14 protein-coding genes and 1 tRNA gene are annotated in these 17,839 nt (G+C 67.5%); 7 read left to right on the top strand and 8 right to left on the bottom strand.

The window, feature by feature from the left end; all coding sequences use genetic code 11:
* The first annotated feature begins 5 nt into the window (after positions 1-5).
* From E3O57_RS17605 to E3O57_RS17595, 3 genes are read left to right on the top strand one after another with little or no spacing between them, the layout of a single operon-like run.
* Positions 6-1,319, top strand: a complete 1,314-nt coding sequence (locus E3O57_RS17605) for a UDP-glucose/GDP-mannose dehydrogenase family protein (RefSeq protein ID WP_103478810.1) — start codon at positions 6-8, stop codon at positions 1,317-1,319.
* A gap of 8 nt (positions 1,320-1,327) precedes the next feature.
* Positions 1,328-2,095, top strand: coding sequence for an HAD-IIB family hydrolase (locus tag E3O57_RS17600; protein WP_103462082.1), 768 nt, complete (start codon positions 1,328-1,330; stop codon positions 2,093-2,095).
* Positions 2,096-2,124: 29 nt separating this feature from the next.
* Entirely contained in the window at positions 2,125-3,162 is a 1,038-nt protein-coding gene (locus E3O57_RS17595; protein ID WP_103478811.1) for an LCP family protein, read from the top strand.
* Between the two features lie 3 nt (positions 3,163-3,165).
* Here E3O57_RS17595 and E3O57_RS17590 read toward each other — a convergent pair whose 3' ends face one another.
* From E3O57_RS17590 to E3O57_RS17565, 6 genes are all read right to left on the bottom strand, one after another.
* The gene (locus E3O57_RS17590; RefSeq protein WP_103462071.1) at positions 3,166-3,636 is read right to left on the bottom strand and encodes a VanZ family protein; all 471 of its coding nucleotides are present in this window, start codon (positions 3,634-3,636) and stop codon (positions 3,166-3,168) included.
* A gap of 127 nt (positions 3,637-3,763) precedes the next feature.
* On the bottom strand, positions 3,764-5,248 hold the full coding sequence (locus E3O57_RS17585) for an MFS transporter (RefSeq protein WP_103462072.1): 1,485 nt from the start codon (positions 5,246-5,248) through the stop codon (positions 3,764-3,766).
* 75 nt (positions 5,249-5,323) lie between these two features.
* A tRNA-Pro gene (locus tag E3O57_RS17580) sits at positions 5,324-5,397 on the bottom strand.
* A 140-nt stretch (positions 5,398-5,537) separates the two neighbouring features.
* Positions 5,538-8,081: a transglycosylase domain-containing protein gene (locus E3O57_RS17575; RefSeq protein WP_103462073.1), complete on the bottom strand. Its 2,544-nt coding sequence runs from the start codon at positions 8,079-8,081 to the stop codon at positions 5,538-5,540.
* 66 nt (positions 8,082-8,147) lie between these two features.
* Entirely contained in the window at positions 8,148-9,116 is a 969-nt protein-coding gene (locus E3O57_RS17570) for a metallophosphoesterase (protein WP_103462074.1), read from the bottom strand.
* Positions 9,113-11,656, bottom strand: coding sequence for a transglycosylase domain-containing protein (locus tag E3O57_RS17565; protein ID WP_103462075.1), 2,544 nt, complete (start codon positions 11,654-11,656; stop codon positions 9,113-9,115). The genes E3O57_RS17570 and E3O57_RS17565 overlap by 4 nt, the downstream gene beginning before the upstream one ends.
* 51 nt (positions 11,657-11,707) lie before the next feature.
* Here E3O57_RS17565 and E3O57_RS18825 point away from each other — a divergent pair, with 51 nt between their 5' ends.
* Both E3O57_RS18825 and E3O57_RS17560 read left to right on the top strand, forming a co-directional pair.
* Positions 11,708-11,875: a hypothetical protein gene (locus tag E3O57_RS18825; protein ID WP_165787876.1), complete on the top strand. Its 168-nt coding sequence runs from the start codon at positions 11,708-11,710 to the stop codon at positions 11,873-11,875.
* A 2-nt stretch (positions 11,876-11,877) separates the two neighbouring features.
* Positions 11,878-12,348, top strand: coding sequence for a RidA family protein (locus E3O57_RS17560; RefSeq protein ID WP_103431543.1), 471 nt, complete (start codon positions 11,878-11,880; stop codon positions 12,346-12,348).
* Positions 12,349-12,406: 58 nt separating this feature from the next.
* Here the strand turns inward: E3O57_RS17560 and E3O57_RS17555 are convergent, their stop codons facing one another.
* Complete coding sequence (locus E3O57_RS17555) at positions 12,407-13,612, bottom strand: acyltransferase (protein WP_103462076.1); 1,206 nt, start codon at positions 13,610-13,612, stop codon at positions 12,407-12,409.
* A 134-nt stretch (positions 13,613-13,746) separates the two neighbouring features.
* Complete coding sequence (gene acs / locus E3O57_RS17550; protein WP_103478812.1) at positions 13,747-15,708, bottom strand: acetate--CoA ligase; 1,962 nt, start codon at positions 15,706-15,708, stop codon at positions 13,747-13,749.
* A gap of 710 nt (positions 15,709-16,418) precedes the next feature.
* Here acs and E3O57_RS17545 point away from each other — a divergent pair.
* Positions 16,419-17,549 carry a TadA family conjugal transfer-associated ATPase gene (locus E3O57_RS17545; protein ID WP_103478813.1) on the top strand — a complete coding sequence of 377 codons (1,131 nt, stop codon included), beginning with the start codon at positions 16,419-16,421 and terminating at the stop codon, positions 17,547-17,549.
* Positions 17,546-17,839: hypothetical protein (locus tag E3O57_RS17540; RefSeq protein WP_198416860.1), on the top strand; the 294-nt coding region annotated here is incomplete at its 3' end. The genes E3O57_RS17545 and E3O57_RS17540, both read left to right, overlap by 4 nt.

Genomic DNA, 17,839 nt, shown 5'->3' with positions numbered 1-17,839 from the left:
GACGTATGAAGATATCTGTAATCGGTTGTGGCTACCTCGGTGCCGTGCACGCTTCGGCAATGGCCGAGCTTGGCCATGAGGTTGTCGGTATCGACATTGATGAGGCGAAGATCGCGGCCCTCAGTGCCGGGCGCACCCCGTTCTTCGAGCCGGGTCTGCCCGAGGTGCTCACCTCAGCTTTGGCGACGGGGCGGCTGCGTTTCAGCACCGACATCGCCGATGCTGAGGGCGCCGAGGTTCACTTCATCGCGGTGGGTACCCCTCAGAAGAAGGGCAGTCATGCCGCCGATCTGCGGTATGTGGACGCGGCCGTCGAGACGCTCTTGCCCCATCTGAACGCAGATGACCTTGTTGTGGGAAAGAGCACAGTGCCGGTCGGAACCGCTGCCCGCCTCGCCGCGGTCATCGACGCGTCGGGCCGCGGCGCTACTCTGGCATGGAATCCCGAGTTTCTACGCGAGGGCTTCGCCGTGCAGGACACCATCGCCCCCGATCGCCTGGTCTACGGAGTTCCTGCGGGCCCGGCCGGTGAGCGTGCCGTCGCCCAGCTCAACTCGGTCTACGCCTCAGCGATGGCTACTCAAACGCCACTCGTCGTCACTGACTACGCCACCGCTGAGCTCGTGAAGGTGGCGGCAAACGCGTTCCTGGCCACCAAGATAAGTTTCATCAACGCTATGGCGGAGATTGCCGAGGTGTCCGGCGCTGATGTCACCCAGCTGGCCGACGCTATCGGCTTCGATGCACGCATCGGGCGTCGCTTTCTGAACGCCGGAGTGGGCTTCGGTGGTGGGTGCTTACCGAAGGACATTCGCGCCTTCACTGCGCGGGCCGAGGAACTCGGACGCGGTGAGTCCGTCGCGTTCCTAAAAGAGGTCGACGCCATCAACCTGCGCCGTAGACAGCGGGTCGTGGACCTCACCGTTTCGGCGCTCGACCGTCCCGTGCACACCGCCAAGGTGGCCGTGCTCGGCCTCAGCTTCAAGCCACACTCCGACGACGTGCGAGATTCGCCGGCTCTCGACGTGGCCGTTCAGTTGCGCGGTCTCGGCGCCGACGTTGTGGCCACCGATCCGCAGGCCATCGAGAACTCCCGTTCGCGCCACCCCCAGCTCTCGTACTCGCCCGATATCGAGGGAGCGTTGCGCGGCGCCGACGCGGTGGTTCTTGTCACCGAGTGGCCCGATTTCAAGTCGATTGACCCGGAATGGGCTGCCGGCCTGGTGAACACGCGCACCATCATCGATGGCCGTAACACCCTCAACTCAGCAGCATGGCGCGCCGCCGGCTGGACCTACTACGGAATGGGCCGTCCCTAACAATGGCATTGAACCACCCTCGTTTGGTCGCTTTCGACCTCGATGACACCCTGGCACCTTCCAAGTCGCCCATTGATCCCCGCATGGCCGCGCTTCTCGTGCAGCTGTTGGGCGCGGTCGAAGTTTGCGTGATTTCGGGTGGACAGTTCGCCCAGTTCACCATGCAGGTCATAGACAACCTCGCCGGGGTCGATGATGCCGCACTTGGTCGCCTGCACCTGATGCCCACCTGCGGCACCCAGTATTACCGCCACGCGGCGGGGGAGTGGGAGCAGGTTTACGCCGAGAACCTCAGCGACGACCAGAAGCAGAATGCACTGGCGGCCGTGGAGTCGACCGCCCGCGACCTGGGCTACTGGGAGAGCGAAACCTGGGGGGCGATCTTGGAAGACCGAGGCTCGCAGATCACCTTCTCGGCCCTCGGCCAGGCGGCGCCCGTGGCGGCGAAAACCCAGTGGGATCCGGACGGTGCGAAGAAGACGGCGCTGCGCGAGGCCGTGCAGGCACTGCTGCCCGACCTCGAGGTGCGCAGCGGCGGATCCACGTCGGTGGACATCACCCGGAGGGGCATTGACAAGGCGTACGGCATGAAGCGACTGGCCGAACTCACCGGGATCCCGCTGGGGGACATGCTCTTCGTGGGCGACCGGCTTGACGAGAACGGCAACGACTACCCGGTGAAGGCACTCGGTGTCGACTGCATCGCCGTGGAAAACTGGGAAGACACCGCGAGGTTCCTCGATCAGCTCATTCCGACACTGCACACCGACTCCTAGAGGCACAGGTCCGGAGCTGAGGCACAATCATGACTGACGAAACCACTAAGATCCGATCCAAGACTCGTCGTCGATTGCGTGGCTGGTGGATCGCGCTTATCGCTGTCGGGAGTGTCGGGCTCCTGGTCGCGGGGGCCGCCGGGTTTTTCGCCTGGAGCCTAAGTAGCTCCTTTGACAGCCAGACCACGAAGCTTCCGGACATATTCCCCTCTGACGATGCCAGCCGCCCGCCTGTGCTGGAGGGTGTGGCGGCCCAGGCCCAGAATATTCTGCTCCTCGGGTCCGACACCAGGGGGGAGAACGACGGCTCCATCGACGATCTCACCGGGCAGCGGTCGGACACCATGATGGTGGTGCATGTGCCGGCGGACCGCGCCAACATCAGCGTTATGTCGATCATGCGCGACAGCTGGCTCGAGATCCCTGGTGAGGGTAAGGCCAAGATAAACGCCGCGCTGTCACTCGGGGGCGTGCCCCTCGCACTACAAACTGTGGAGAGCCTTCTGGGCGTGCGCGTGGACCACGTGGCTATCATCGACTTCGAAGGTTTCAAGGGCGTCACCGATGCGCTGGGCGGAGTCGACATCGACAACCCGGTGGCCTTTGATTCGAGCCACCTCCCCGGGCACACCTTCGCGGCAGGAGTCCACAACCTCGGCGGTGTCGAAGCGCTGGCGTTCGTTCGTGAACGGTATGCGTTCACCGATGGCGACTATCAACGCGTGCGCAACCAACAGGCCTTCATCAAGGCAGTGCTGGGTAAGATTCTGACCGCTGAGACGCTCACCAACCCGGCCACGCTTAGCGGAGTCGTTGGAGCCGTGGCGCCGTACCTTTCGGTCGATGAAGGGCTTGACTCTGCCTATCTGGCGGGTCTGGGAGTGGAGCTGCGTGAGGTGCGCATGAACAACGTCACGTTCTTCACGCTTCCGAGCTCCGGCACCGGCACGTCACCCGACGGGCAGTCGATCGTAGTTATCGACCAGGAGAAGCTGGCGCTCGTACAGCGGGGGTTCCAAACCGACACTCTCGTCGATGTCGTGCCGCAGCTGCAAGCGGCCGGCTGAGCGTTACGGCTGCTGCGCCTGGGGAGCCGGGGAGCGGGCGGTGATGATGGCGAGCAGGGCCAAGGCCAGCAGCGCGCCCAGGGCGGTGCCGGCGGTATTGGCTATGACGTCGACGGGGGTTGCGACCCGGGCCGGCAGAAGGACCAACTGGCCGAACTCGATGGCGCAGCTCGCAATGAAACCGACCAGAAAGGCCAGCAGCCAGCGGCGCCGGCCCATCAGGAGCACCCCCAGTAGCCCCACAGGCACGAACAGGGCGATGTTCGCGGTGAATTCGATCAGCGGGTAGTCCAACCGCTGCGGCACGCCGTGAGCGTGCAGAAACACCAGAATGCGCGTGATGGTTCCGGCCGCGGCACGATCCACGGGGGTGGGCCAGAGTGCGATGAGCGCGAGCGCCATCAGGTAGGCGGCCGCGAGCCAGCCGGCGATCCGGCGGAGGGCGGCGTGGCGGTGGTGGGCTAGAGCGTTCACGTAACCTCCCTAATCGGATGGGCACGGCCTCCAGCGGGGTTCATCGCGGGATTCATCACCTGTAATGGACCGAGTTTGCCAGCCTAGCGAGGCGAAGCTGGGAGGGCGGGGAACGCGCCGGAGCGGCTCAGAGGCCGTCGACCACGTCGACACGCTTGGGCAGCAGAAACACCAGCAGCAGCGCCACCACGCTCAGTCCGGCACTGACGGCCATGGCCAGGGTGGCGCTGTGGGTGAAGCCGGCGGCGACGGCATCCGCGCCTGGGCCGGCCACCACCAGGGTGCCGAAGAACACACTGCCCACCACGGCGATGCCCGCAGCGCTGCCGACCCGCTGCATCACACCGATCACACCACTGGCCGCGCCGGCCTCGGTGGGGTCGACGGTGGCGACGATGAACGCCACGTTCGGCGCGATGAAGCAACCGCTGCCCAGGCCAGCGATGAACAGCGGCGGCAGCAGGGTCCAGTTGGTGAGATCGGCGGGGGCGGTGAGCAGCAGCACCAGCCACACCCAGATCAGACCCACCGTGACCAGGGCCACACCACCGACGAGCACGGTGCGCCCCAGGCGCTCGGTGAGCCGGTTGCTCTGCGACGCGCCCAGGATCGAGCCGATCGCGAACGGGATCGAGACCAGGCCGGATTCCAGCGCGGTGTGGCCGAGGCCCGCCTGCCAGAGGATCGAGATGGTGAAGAAGATGCTCGTGAACGCCGCGAAGTAGACCAGGGCCAGGATGACGCCGCCGGTGAACGCCGGGTGCGAGAAGAGGTGCGGCGGCACGAGCGGGCTGCTGCCGCGTTTGGTGAGGGCCACCTCCCAGGCGCCGAACGCCACGATGAGCAGCACCCCGGCGGCGAGCACCAGGTAGGTCCAGAGCGGCCAGCCGCGGTCCTGGCCCTCGATCAGCGGCACCAGCAGGGCCACCAGGCCGCCGGAGAGCAGCAGCAGGCCCACCCCGTCGACGCGGGCCGCGGCAGGAGCGCCGGGCGCGGAGGCGGTGCCGGTGCCGGCGGGCAGCAGGATGGCGGCGGCGATCAGCGCGACGATGCCGATCGGCAGGTTCACCCAGAACACCAGGCGCCAGCCCTCTTCCACGCCGAACGCCTCGATGATCAGGCCACCCACGATGGGGCCGAGCGCGGTAGAGACGCCGATGACCGACCCCATGATGGCGAACGCCTTGCCGCGGGACGCCGCCGGGAACATCAGCTGGATGACGGCCGTGACCGCGGGCACGAACATACCGCCGGCCAGACCCTGCACGACGCGGGCGATGATGAGCTGCAGGTCGTTCTGGGCGAGCCCGCAGGCCAGGCTGGCGACGGTGAAGAGCGCCAGACCGGTGAAGAATACCCACTTGTGGCCGATCCGGTCGCCGATGCGGCCGGCGGGGATGAGGGCCAGACCGAACGCCAGGGCGTAGCCGGAGATGATCCAGGACAAGGTCGCCTCGGAGGCGTTGAGGCTGGTGCGGATGCTGGGCAGCGCCACGTTCACGATCGTGGTGTCGAGCAGGGCCATGAACATGCCCGCCATCAGCACGATGAGGGCCTGCCAGGCGCGGCGGGACACCTTGGTGTCTGGGGCGGATGCGGGGGAGTCGGTCATGTCGTGGCCTTTCCAACGCCGGCAACTGGTGAGAACAGAAAAACCCCCACTCGCTTGAGTGGGGGTTTATTACTGTCGGGGTAACAGGATTTGAACCTGCGACCTCGTCGTCCCGAACGACGCGCGCTACCAAGCTGCGCCATACCCCGATGGTCCTGTGGACCTCGACAAGTATAACCCCATCGGACCGTCCGGCTCAGCCACCTCGTCGGTCGAGCTGGTCGAGACCCGGATCTCGACAAGCTCGATCAGCGGTGGGGCTCGATCAACGTGTGGTGCGGTGGGGTTGTTAGCCGGGCGGGGCGGCGGCGGACTTGCCGACGACGACGGTCACGGTGCCGCCGGGGGCGGTGGGGGTGCCGGCGGCAGGCGCCATCGAGAGCACCTTGCCGTTCTGGCTCGCGTCGGTCACCGGCTGTTCGCTGGCCACCACCCCGAAACCGCTCAGCGTGCCCTTTGCCTGGTCGAGAGACTGCCCGACCACGTTCGGCAGCAGAATCTGGGAGCCATTGCTGGAGTACACCGTGACGGTGGCTCCGGTGCTGGTGCTGGCGCCGCCAGCTGGGTCGCTGCGTGAGACGGTACCGGCCGGCAACTCCGAGTCGGTCACGCCGCCGTCGAGGAAGCCGAAGCCGGCGGCCTCAATGGTCTCGCGCGCCGCATCCACGCTCTGGCCGCGCACGTCAGGCACGGTGACCTGCACCCCGCGGATGAGGTTGTTGGCGGCCTGCTCGAACTCGTCGCCGCCGTACTTGGCATTGGCCACGCTCATGATCTCCGGCCAGATGCGGTGCCGGGCGGTAGCCGCCTGGCCGCTGTCGAAGTACACGTTGCGCTGGTTGGTGTCGAAGCCGGTGACGCTCACCACGCCCACCACGGTGGCGACCTTGGTGCTCGCCCCGCTCATCCAGGTGTCCTTGCTGCCGTCGGTGGTTCCGGTCTTGCCGATCATCGGGGAGCGAGGGGAGGTGTTGCGATAGGAGACTCCGGCGGAACCCTGGGTCATCACCCGTTCCATGGCGTACGCCATGCCGGCGGCCACCTCGGGCTCCACCGACGCGGTGCAGGTCGACACCGGCGCTGGGATCTCGACGCCGTCGGCGCCGATGATCCGGTCGATCACGATGGGGGTGCAGGTGGTGCCCTTGTTGGCGATGCCGGCGAAGGCCACGGCCATGCTCAGCGGCGCGATCTCGTTGGTGCCCAACACTGAGGAGGCGCCCTTCTCCAGCGGGTCACCGTTGGCCCGGTGTACGCCGAAGGACTCGGCGGTGTCACGGATTTTGCACAGGTCCAGGCGCTTGGCCATACCCATGAAGCCGGTGTTGATCGAGTCGATGGTCGATTCCAGGGCCGAGTAGTTGCGGCCGGCCTCGTTGGAGTCGTTGCGCGGGTTGTAGGCCCCGAAGTTCTGCGGGCCGTCGCAGTAGTCCTGAAAGGTGCCCCAGTTGGACTTGCGTGCCGAGTCGACCCGTTCGCCGAGCGGATGGCCCTCCTTGAGCCATTCGGCCAGGGTGAAGACCTTGTAGGTGGAGCCGGGCTGGAAGCCCAGGGAGCCGCCCTGGTTGAAGTCGGTGTTGTAGTTGATGCCGGTGTACTCCGGGCCAGGAGCAACCTCCAACTGGGTGTAGATCTTGTTCTGCGCCATCGTGAGCACCCGGCCGGTGCCAACCTCCACGCTGGTCGCCACCGCTCCCACGTCCCAGTCCTCGAACGTCATCGGCACGTTCTCGGCGATGGCCGCCTCGGACGCCAACTGCAGCTCGATGTCGAGGGTGGTGTAGATCTGGTAGCCGCCGCGACGGAAGTTCGTCATGCGGGTGTCTTCGTCTGCGCCGAAGGTGGGATCGGTCTTGAGCTGGTAGGTGACGTAGTCGCAGAAGTATGCGGCGCCGCCGGCGGTCTGGCAGCCGGTGCTGGGCTCGGTGATGGCCGGTTCGATCGGGCTGGCGACGGCGGCGTCGTAGTCGGCTTGGTTGATCTTCTTGTGCTTGAGCATCTCGCGCAGGATGTAGTCGCGGCGGTCCTTGTTGGCGGCGTACCCGTTCGCGGCGCCGTTGGTCTCGCTCTCGGGCTCGTCCAGGCGGAACTTCTCAGGGTTGTTCACGATCGCGATGAGGCTCGCGGCCTGCGGCAGGGTGAGGGTGGCGGCGGTGGCCGAGAAGTAGTACTCGGCCGCGGCCTGGATGCCGTACACGGTGCCCCCGAAGCCGGTGATGTTCAGGTAGCCCTGCAGGATCTCGTCCTTGCTGTACGCCTTCTCCACCCCGATGGCCAGCCGCATCTCCTTGAGTTTGCGTTCCTCAGTGGGGTCGGTGGCCTCCTCGAAGCAGGCCTGAAGCTCGTCCGGGTCGGGCATGACCTCGCACTTTTGCACCAGCACGTTCTTGACGTACTGCTGGGTCACCGATGAGCCGCCCGAGGTGGGCCCGCCGGTGAACTTGGCCAGCGCCGCCCGCATGGTGCCCTGCAGGTCGATTCCGCCGTGTTCGCGAAACCGGGGGTCCTCACCGGCGACGACGGCGTCCTGCACGAACAGGTTCATGGCCGCCAGAGGAACTTCCACCCGGTTCTGGTCGTAGAACGAGGCGAGCTCGTAGGGGACTCCGCTGTTCGGCACCGCATAGATGGTGCTCACCTGCGACAGCTCGTCGATCTTGAGGTAATTCGGCAGGTTTTCGAAGGCGTTGATCGTGCTGCTTGCGGCCAGACTCGAGATTGCAAGCGCCGGGGTGATCCCGACAGCAATCAGCAGGCCGGCGACCGCGCTCATCGCCACGAATCCGACGAGTCCCCCGATGACGCCGGAAAAAGTTCTTTTGGTTTCCCCCATAAGAGCGAGCCTAGGGGATCGCCGGGGGACCCGGACGAGCTAAGCCACCCCAGAAGGGGGTCGTGGCTACGCGGCGGTGAGGGTGAGCAGGGTCGCCTCCGGCGGGCAGGCGAAGCGCACCGGCGCGTAGATCGAGGTGCCCAAACCCGCGGAAACATTGAGGTACGCGGTGCGCAGCCCCACACTCCACAGGCTGAGCCCCTTCACCTGACGGCGGGGAATATCACAATTGGTTACCAAAGCGCCGAACTTCGGCACGCACACCTGACCACCGTGGGTGTGCCCGGCCAGCATCAGCTGGGCGCCGTGGTTGATAAAGGAGTTGAGTACCCGCTGGTACGGGGCGTGCACCACACCCACGGTCAGCGTCGAGCGCCGGCCGGCCGGTTCTTCGGGGTCCGGCCAGGTCTCCTCGGTGAGCGGGTCGTTGCCGCGCATCTCGTCGATAGCGCCGGTGATCAGGTCGAGCCGGTCCCGGCGGATGTGCGGGTCATCGACCCCGAAGATCTCCAGGTGGGTGCCGTTGATGTCCAGCGCTTCCGCGGCGTTGTTCAGGTCGGTCCAGCCGAGGTCGGCGAACACCCGGTGCAGGTCGTCGGTGTCGAGCTCGACGTGCCGGCTGCGCAGCATCGACGGGCCGCCGAAGTACTTCAGCGGGTTCTTCGGCTGCGGGCCGAAGAAGTCGTTGGAGCCGTTCACGAAGATGCCCGGGATGCCCTTGAACGGTTCGAGGGCGTACTCAACGCCCGCGATGCCGTCTTCGTGACCCAGGTTGTCGCCGGTATTCACGACGAGGTCGGGCTTCAGGGCGGCAAGACCGCGCACCCAGTCCTGCTTGTCGCGCTGCCACGGGGCCATGTGCAGATCGGAGAGGTGCAGCACCGTGATCGGGTCGGACCCGGGCGCGAGCACCGGAACCGTCACCTCACGCAGGGTGAACCGGCGGCGTTCCACGAGGGAACCCCAGGCGAACGCCGCCAGCCCCGCCGTGGTCACGGCGGCGGCGGAGGCGACGATGGCGCGTGCGGCGCTCAACCTGCCGCTCCCATCTTGCCCACCACGAGGGCGACCGAGCTGCCCCGGGAGGCCGGGGTGCCGGCGGTCGGGGTCATCGCGATCACCTTGTTGTTCTGGTTGGGGTCGGTGACGGCCTGGTCGGTGGTCGTCACGGTGAAGCCGGTGAGCGTTCCCCTGGCCTGATCGAGGCTCTGGCCGGTCACGTCGGGCAGCAGGATCTGGTTGCCGTTGCTGGAGAACACCGTGATCGTGGCGCCGTTGCCGGCCGACGCGCCGGAGGCGGGGTCGGTGCGGGCCACGCTGCCGGCGGGCAGCTCGGAGTCGATCACGCCGCCGTCGGCGAACTCGAAGCCGGCGCCCTCGAGCGCGGCCTGGGCATCCGCCGTCGACTGGCCACGCACGTCGGGCACGGGCACCTGAGCGCCCTGGATGACGTTGGTCGAGGCCTCAGAGAACTCGTCTCCGCCGTACTTGGCGTTGGCGACGCTCATGATGTCCGGCCACATGCGGTGCCGGGCGGTGGCCGCGGAGCCGCTCTCGAAGGCGTAATCGCGGGACCGCTGGTTGGCCTCACCGGTGACGGCGACGACGCCCACAACGGTGGCGACCTTGCTGCTCGCGCCGGTCATCCAGGTGTCCTTGGCGCCGTCGGTGGTTCCGGTCTTGCCGATCATCGGCACCTTCGGGTAGGTGGAGTCGTTGGACTGGGTTGCGGAGCCCTCGGTGAGTACCCGCTTCATTGCGTACGCCATGCCGGCGGCCACGGATGGCTCAACCGACTGCTTGCAGGTGGACGTGGGCGGTGCGATCTCGGCGTCGTCCGGTCCGACGATGCGGTCGATGACCACGGCCGAGCAGGTCTTGCCGGCGTTGGCGATGCCGGCGAAGGCCACGGCCATGCTCAGCGGGGCGATCTCATTGGTGCCGAGCACCGAGGAGGCACCCTTCTCGAGCTCGCCGCCATCCGCCCGGTGCACCCCGAAGGACTCAACGGTGTCGCGGATCTTGCAGAGGTCAAGCTTCTTGGCCATTCCGATGAAGCCGGTGTTGATCGAGTTGATGGTCGACTGCAGGGCGGTGTAGCCGGTGCCGGGCTCGTTCGCGTCGTTCTTCGGGTTGTAGCCGGGGAAGGTCTGCGGCCCGTCGCAGTAGTCCTGGAAGGTGCCCCAGTCGCTCTTGCGGGCCGAGTCGACGCGTTCGTTGAGCGCGTGACCCTCCTTCAGCCACTCGGCGAGGGTGAAGACCTTGTACGTGGAGCCGGGCTGGAATCCGCTCGAGCCGCCCTGGTCGTAGTCGGTGTTGTAGTTGACGCCGGAGTACTGGGCGCCGGTGGCCTGCACCTCGGGGTCCTGGCTGTAGGTCTTGTTCTGCGCCATCGTGAGCACCCGACCGGTGCCCACCTCAACGCTGGTGGCCACAGAGCCAACGTCCCAGCTGGCGGTCTGCGGCACGTTCTCGGCCATGGTGGTCTCGGTGGCCAGCTGCAGGTCCAGGTCGAGGGTCGTGTAGATGTCGTAGCCGCCTCGACGGAAGTTCATCATGCGGGTGTCTTCGTCTTCGCCGAAGGTCGGGTCGCTCTTGAGCACGTGGGTGACGTAGTCACAGAAGTAGGCGCTGCCGCCGGCGGTCTGGCATCCGGTGCTCGGCTCGGTGATGGTGGGCTCGATCGGGGCCGCGATGGCCACGTCGTACTCTTCCTGGCTCACCTTTTTGTACTGCAGCATCTCGCCCAGGATGTAGTCGCGGCGTTCCTTGTTGGCGGCGTAACCGTTCGCGGCGCCGTTGGCCTCGCTCTCGGGCCGGTCCAGACGGAACTTCTCCGGGTTGTTCACGATGGCGATCAGGCTGGCCGACTGGGACAGGTTGAGGTTCGCCGCGGTGGTGTTGAAGTAGTAACCGGCGGCCGCTTCGACGCCGTACACGCTGCCGCCGAACAGGGTGATGTTGAGGTAGCCCTGCAGGATCTCGAGCTTGCTGTATTCCTTCTCCACGCCGATGGCCAGACGCATCTCCTTGAGCTTGCGCTCGGGAGAGGTTTCGGTGGCCTCGTCGTAGCAGGCGTCCAGCTTGTCCTGGTCGTTGAGCACCTCGCACTTCTGCACGAGAACGTTCTTGACGTACTGCTGGGTGATGGACGATCCACCCTGGGTGCCGCCGCCGGTGACGGTGGACAGCGCGCCGCGAATGGTGCCCTGCAGGTCCACGCCGCCGTGCTGCTCGAAGCGAGGGTCCTCGCCGGCGACCGCGGCATCCTGCACGTCCTGGCTCATGCTCTCGACCGGCACTTCGACGCGGTTCTGGTCGTAGAACGACGCCAGGGCGAACGGGGCGCCGTTGCCGTCGATGGCGTAGATGGTGCTCTTCTGGGAGAGCTGATCGACCGTGAGGTAGTTGGGCAGGTTCTCGAACACGTTGATCGTGTTGGTGGCCGTCATGCCCGATACGGCGAGGGCGGGGGTCACGGCAACGGTGACGAGGACACCGGCGACGGCGCTCATCCCAATAAAGCCCAGGAGGCCGCCGAGCGCTCCACTAACCGTACGTTTTTTGGCAGACATACAATTGAGCGTAAGGGACACAACCTGAAAAATCGCCTGAATCGGAGCCGCATGACTGCCTGGGAATACCTCACCACCCCGCTGATGATCCACAACACAGCCGCCATCCTCAACAACTGGGGCTCGGAAGGTTGGGAGCTTGTGCAGGTCGTCACCGGCCCGGAAGGTGGACTTGTCGCCTACCTCAAGCGCCCCGTCGCCGGCTCGACCGGCGCCTGATCGTGTCGCAGATCGAGGCCCGTCTGGCCGAACTGGGCATTGAACTCCCGACGGTGGTGCCGCCGGTGGCGTCGTACGTTCCCGCCGTGGTGAGCGGGTCGCTGGTGTTCACCTCCGGCCAGCTGCCGATGGTGGCCGGGGTGATGCCGGCCACGGGCAAGGTTGGGGATGGCGCGGGCCTCGTGTCGGCCGCGGACGCCCAGGGCTACGCCCGGCAGTGCGCGCTGAACGCGCTCGCCGCCATCCAGAGCGTGATCGGCTCGCTGGACCGGATCACCCAGGTGGTCAAGGTCACCGGGTTCGTCGCATCCGCCCCGGACTTCACGGGCCAGCCCGGCGTGGTCAACGGTGCCTCCGATGTGCTCGGCGAGATCTTCGGCAGCATCGGTGTGCACGCCCGCTCCGCGGTGGGCGTGGCCGTGCTGCCGCTGGACTCGCCCGTCGAGGTGGAGCTGACCGTCTCCTTCGCTTGATTTCACCGTCGCGAGCTGTGACTTAAGCACCTTCCCAGAGCGTTTTTCGGTGCTTTTCTCACAGCTCTCGACGTTGTCGTACAGCCTCGGGGCGCGGATGCCCGGCCGAGAACCTGGCGCCGACCCGACCCGCCAGCGTCTGCGCGGGCAACTCCACCCAGCGGTACATCAGCTGGGCAAGCACCAGGCTCAGCGGCACCGAGACCAGCGCGCCCCACCACCAGTGCTCCGGCCCGAACAGCTGCGCGAAGGTCACCACGATGGGGAAGTGCACGAGGTACAGGCTGAAGCTGATGGTTCCGAGCCAGGCCAGCAGGCGCCCGCTGAGCATCCGCTGCACCGGCGGCCACAGCGCCACGGTCGCCACGATCAACACCGCGCCCGGCACCCGCAGCGACAGGGCCACGCTGTTCCACGGCTCGGTCAACGCCGGCCGCAGCAGCCAGTACGCGATGAGCAGCACCGGCCCGAGCACGGCGATCGCCGCCCAAACCAGGGTTCCGCCGCGCCGACTGACCAGCCGGGTCGACCAGGCCAGGAGCGACCCGTGGTTGGCCGCGAGCAGGGCACCCAGGCCGAACGCCGGCAGGTACATCAGCGGCTCGATCTTGAGCAGGTACCCCGCGGTGGACGTGGCCAGCAGCAGCGCCACCCAGGCCAGGGTCCACCGGCGGGTGGCCACGGCGAAGATCACGCCGATGGGCAGCAGCAGCGAGAACCACATCTCCCAGGCCAGCGACCAGAGCGGCGGGTTGACGTCGGGCCGGCCGGTGAAGCCCAGGATGCTGGCTTCGCGCAGCAGGTTGCCGATGCCGAGGTCGGGGCTGCCCTGCTTGGCCATCCACGCGCCGCCGGCGCCGGTGCGCGGCACGAGCAGGATCCACGCGGCGGCCAGGCCCACCGAGACGACCACCGGGATGGCCAGCCGGACGATGCGGCGCGGGTAGTACGCCAACCAGTCGTAGCCGGGTGCCTCCGCAGCCGGCCGGGTCCACTGCAAGCGCCGCAGCGGGGTGAGCACCAACACGAACCCGCTGAGCACGAAGAACACCAGCACGAACTCCGGGCCGGCGAAGAGGATCTTCAGCGGCGACAGGGTGACCCACCAGGCGGGGGAGAACACGGCCACGTCGGCGCTGGAGGTGTACGCGGCCGAAATCGACGGCGCGGTCATCGACACGTGGTGCACGAGCACGATCACGGCGGCGACCCCGCGCAGGGCGTCGAGTCCGCCCATCCGGGTGCGGGAGTTATCTCGAGACATTTCGCCCACGGTATGGGGCGTTCGTGAACGTTTACTCCGAGCGCACCCGCCCGAAGGCTCGCGAACTGTGAGAAAAGCACCTTCCCGGGCGTTCGGAAGGTGCTTAACTCACAGTTCGCGAGCGAGGAGCGCGGCTAGCGCATGCTCTCCGAGATGATCTGCATGATCGAGGTGTCGGCGAGGGTGGTGGTATCGCCGATCTCGCGGCCCTCTGCCACATCGCGCAGCAGCCGCCGCATGATCTTGCCCGAGCGGGTCTTGGGCAGCTCGTTCACGATGTGGATCTCCCGCGGCCGGGCGATCGCCCCGATCTGCAACGTCACGTGCGCGCGCAGCACGGCGCTGATGTCGGCGTGCGACGCCGCATCCGTCTGGCTGAACTTGATGATCACGAACGCCACCACGGCCTGCCCGGTGGTCTCATCGTGCGCGCCCACCACCGCGGACTCGGCCACCATGGGGTGCGCCACCAGCGACGACTCGATCTCGGCGGTGGACAGCCGGTGCCCGGAGACGTTCATCACGTCATCGACCCGGCCGAGCAGCCAGATGTCGCCGTCGCGGTCGAGCCGGGCGCCGTCGCCGGCGAAGTACAGCGGACCGTTCGGGGCATCCTGGAACTTCTCCCAGTAGGTCTCGATGAAACGCTCCGGGTCGCCCCAGATGCCGCGCAGCATCGACGGCCACGGTTCGGTGACCACGAGCAGGCCGCCGTTGCCGTGCCCCACATGCTCGCCGTCTTCACCGATCACGTCGATGGAGATGCCGGGGATGGCGACCTGCGCCGCGCCGGGCTTGGTCTCGGTGAGGCCGGGCAGCGCGGAGATCATGATCGCGCCGGTCTCGGTCTGCCACCAGGTGTCCACCACCGGGGTGACGTGGTTGCCGATCACCTCGCGGTACCACATCCACGCTTCCGGGTTGATCGGCTCACCGACAGAGCCGAGCAGGCGCAGGCTGGTCAGGTCGAACTTCTGCGGCTCCTGTCGGCCGATTTTCATGAACGTGCGGATGGCGGTGGGCGCCGTGTACAGGATGCTCACCTTGTGCTTCTCGATGATTTCCCACCACCGGCCGGGGTGAGGGGTGTCGGGGGTGCCCTCGTAGAGCACCTGGGTGGCGCCGTTGGCCAGCGGCCCGTAGACCACGTAACTGTGGCCGGTGATCCAGCCCACGTCGGCGGTGCACCAGAACACGTCGGTCTCGGGCTTGAGGTCGAAGACGTTCTTGTGGGTGAAGGCCACCTGGGTGAGGTAGCCGCCGCTGGTGTGCAGGATGCCCTTGGGCTTACCGGTGGTGCCGGAGGTATAGAGGATGAACAGCGGATTCTCGGCCGGGAACGCCTGCGCCTCGTGCTCGCCGGAGACGGCGGCGAGCTCCTCGTGCCACCACTTGTCGCGTTCGTTCCACTCCACGTCGCCGCCGGTGCGGTTCACCACGAGCACGGTGCGCACCGAGGAGTCGCCGCTGGCCAGGGCCGCGTCGACCGCGGGCTTGAGCGGGGTGGCCCGGCCCTTGCGGTAGCCGCCGTCGGAGGTGATCACGACCACCGCTTCGGCGTCGTCGATGCGGGATCGCAGGCTCTCGGCGCTGAAGCCGCCGAAGATCACCGAATGCACGGCGCCGATGCGGGCCACGGCGAGCATCGACACGACGGCCTCGGGGATCATCGGCAGGTAGATGGCCACCCGGTCGCCGGCGCGCACGCCGAGGCCGAGAAGCACGTTCGCGGCACGTTTGACCTCCTCGGTGAGCTCTGCATAGGTGATCGAACGGGTATCGCCCGGCTCACCCTCCCAGTGCAGCGCCACCCGGCCGCCGTTGCCGGCGAGCACGTGCCGGTCGAGGCAGTTGTAGGCCACGTTGAGCTCGCCGTCGTCGAACCACTTGGCGAACGGCGGATTGGTCCAGTCGAGGGTGCGGGTGAACGGTTTGTGCCAGTGCAGGAGGTCGCGGGCCTGCTCGGCCCAGAAACCAAGCCGATCTGCTGCGGCATCCGTGTAAAGAGCCTCGGTCGCCACTGATGTCGCGGCAAACTCCGGAGACGGCGGGAATCGGCGGGTTTCGTGGAGAAGATGGTCGATTTGCACGCTCATGATGGTTCGCTCCTTTGCGAGTTCAGGCGGTGGCGGGGCGCCGCGGCGGACCCGTCCCTGAACCCTACACGGCGGATACGCCCGTTCCGAGGACAAATTTGCCCGGAAGAACGGCCGGTTTTCTGCTCTGGATATTTTTGAAATCGTGCTCTCACGGGCTCATATTTTCGTGTCCTCATTTAGGGGGACCCGGAGGACTTGCGGATCTGATTTTCCCAAGTATGCTTATCAATGTCTGAACGAAAGTTTTGACCTGTGGTGTGTTGGTTCCCCCCAATCAACGCACTGCCGAGGCGGCACCTGTTCCCCCCAATAGGTGCCGCCCCCCTCTTTTAACGGCACGCTCTGCGCCTCTCAACGACGCACCCGTGCTTTCCCCGCCCGGCTCTGGCGCCCCCCGCGTGAACCGTGCAAACTGCGTGACCCGCTGTACCGCAATATCGCTGTATCGGCCCCCTCCAGGCAGAACCGTTGCCCGGCCGGACAACTGCGCCCCGCACACCGGGCGCAGAAGTTCGTCCGGGCAACAGTTGTCTCGCGCCCTTCCCGCGCCCTTCCCGCGCCCTTCGCGTCGGTCGAGCTTGTCGAGACCCCGTGACATGCATGTGTGCCGTGCACCGCCGCTCCTCCACAGCCCCGTCCTCACCGACCGCCGCACACCATCGGATGCGCCACGGCACCGGCACCCGCCCGCCCGCTAACGTGCCCGCATGCCAGAGCCCTTCGTCGCGGTGCCCTCCTTCCTCAACCGGTCCAGCGCCCTCACCGTCAGCACCGACCCGAATCGGGCAACGCCCGGGGGAGAGCGGCCGCAGCCCTCCTATCCAGCCACGTGGCTGGACGCGGAGACAGACCCACCTCGCGACCGCGCCCTCGACCCCATCCCGCCGCAACCTCCCCGCACTGACCTCTCCGCGCTCGGTCCGCTCAGCCGGTTCGCCCGCGACCCCGCCGTCACCGACCTCTTCGTGAACGGGGATGCCGGCCTCTGGCTCGACGCCGGACGCGGGCTGGTACCCGCGCCGGACTGGCACGGTGACGAGCGGAGCATCCGTGACCTGGCGGTACGGCTGATCGCCCTCGGCGGGCGGCACATCGACGAAGCCAGCCCCTGCGTCGACGTGCGGCTGGCCGACGGCATCCGGGTGCACGCCGTGCTGCCGCCGGTGTCCAGCACCGGCACGCTGCTGTCGATTCGATTGCCGCGAACCGAGCGGCTCAGCCTCGACGCCCTCGCGGCCGGCGGCCTGTTCGGCCACGGTGAGGACGCGGCCGCCCAGCTGGGCCGGCTACGCGCGGCGGTGCTCTACCGGGAGAACCTGCTCGTAACCGGTGCCGCCGGCAGTGGCAAGACCACCCTGCTCGCCGCGCTGCTGGGTGAGGCGCCCGCGGCCGAACGCGTCGTGGCCATCGAGGATGTCGCCGAGCTGCGCATCAACCACCCGCACGTCGTGGCCCTGGAATCCCGGCAAGCCAACCTCGAGGGCGCCGGCCGCATCGGCCTGGACAGCCTGCTGCGCGAGGCGCTGCGGATGCGCCCGGACCGGTTGGTGCTCGGCGAGTGCCGGGGCGTGGAGATCCGCGAGCTGCTGGCCGCCCTGAACACCGGGCACGACGGCGGCGCCGGCACCCTGCACGCCAATTCCCTGGCCGACGTGCCTGCCCGGCTCGAGGCGCTCGGCGCGCTCGCCGGGATGAGTCCGGCGGCGGTGGCCCGGCAAACGGTGAGCGCCATCGGGCTGGTGCTGCACCTCGAGCGCCGGGACGGCCGGCGGCGCCTGGCACAGGTGGGCCGGTTCACCCTCGACGCCGCCGAGCGCCTCGCGACGGTGCCCGCGTGAGCCGCCGACGCGCCGCGCCGCCGCCGCCGATCGAGGAGGTGGCCCGCATCGCCGAACGGCTGGCCGTGCTGCTGTCGGCGGGGGTGTCGCCGGTGTCGGCATGGGACTACCTGCTGCCGCCCGGGCCGATCGGCCGTTCCGCGGCGGCCGACCCGTCGGCGGCCGGCCATGCCGATCCGTACGACCCGTCAGTGGCAGGCCGTGCCGAGCCACCCGGGCCGCCGGCGGCGCGGGGGACCCGCCGCGTGAAGGCCCGGGCCGATGCCGAGCGGGCGCAGCACAGCATCCTG

The sequence above is a fragment of the Cryobacterium sp. TMN-39-2 genome, assembly GCF_004402745.1.
Taxonomy (GTDB): Bacteria; Actinomycetota; Actinomycetes; order Actinomycetales; family Microbacteriaceae; genus Cryobacterium; species Cryobacterium zongtaii.
Note: the sequence above shows the minus strand (reverse complement) of the source record. Positions and strands in the feature narration are given on the sequence as shown.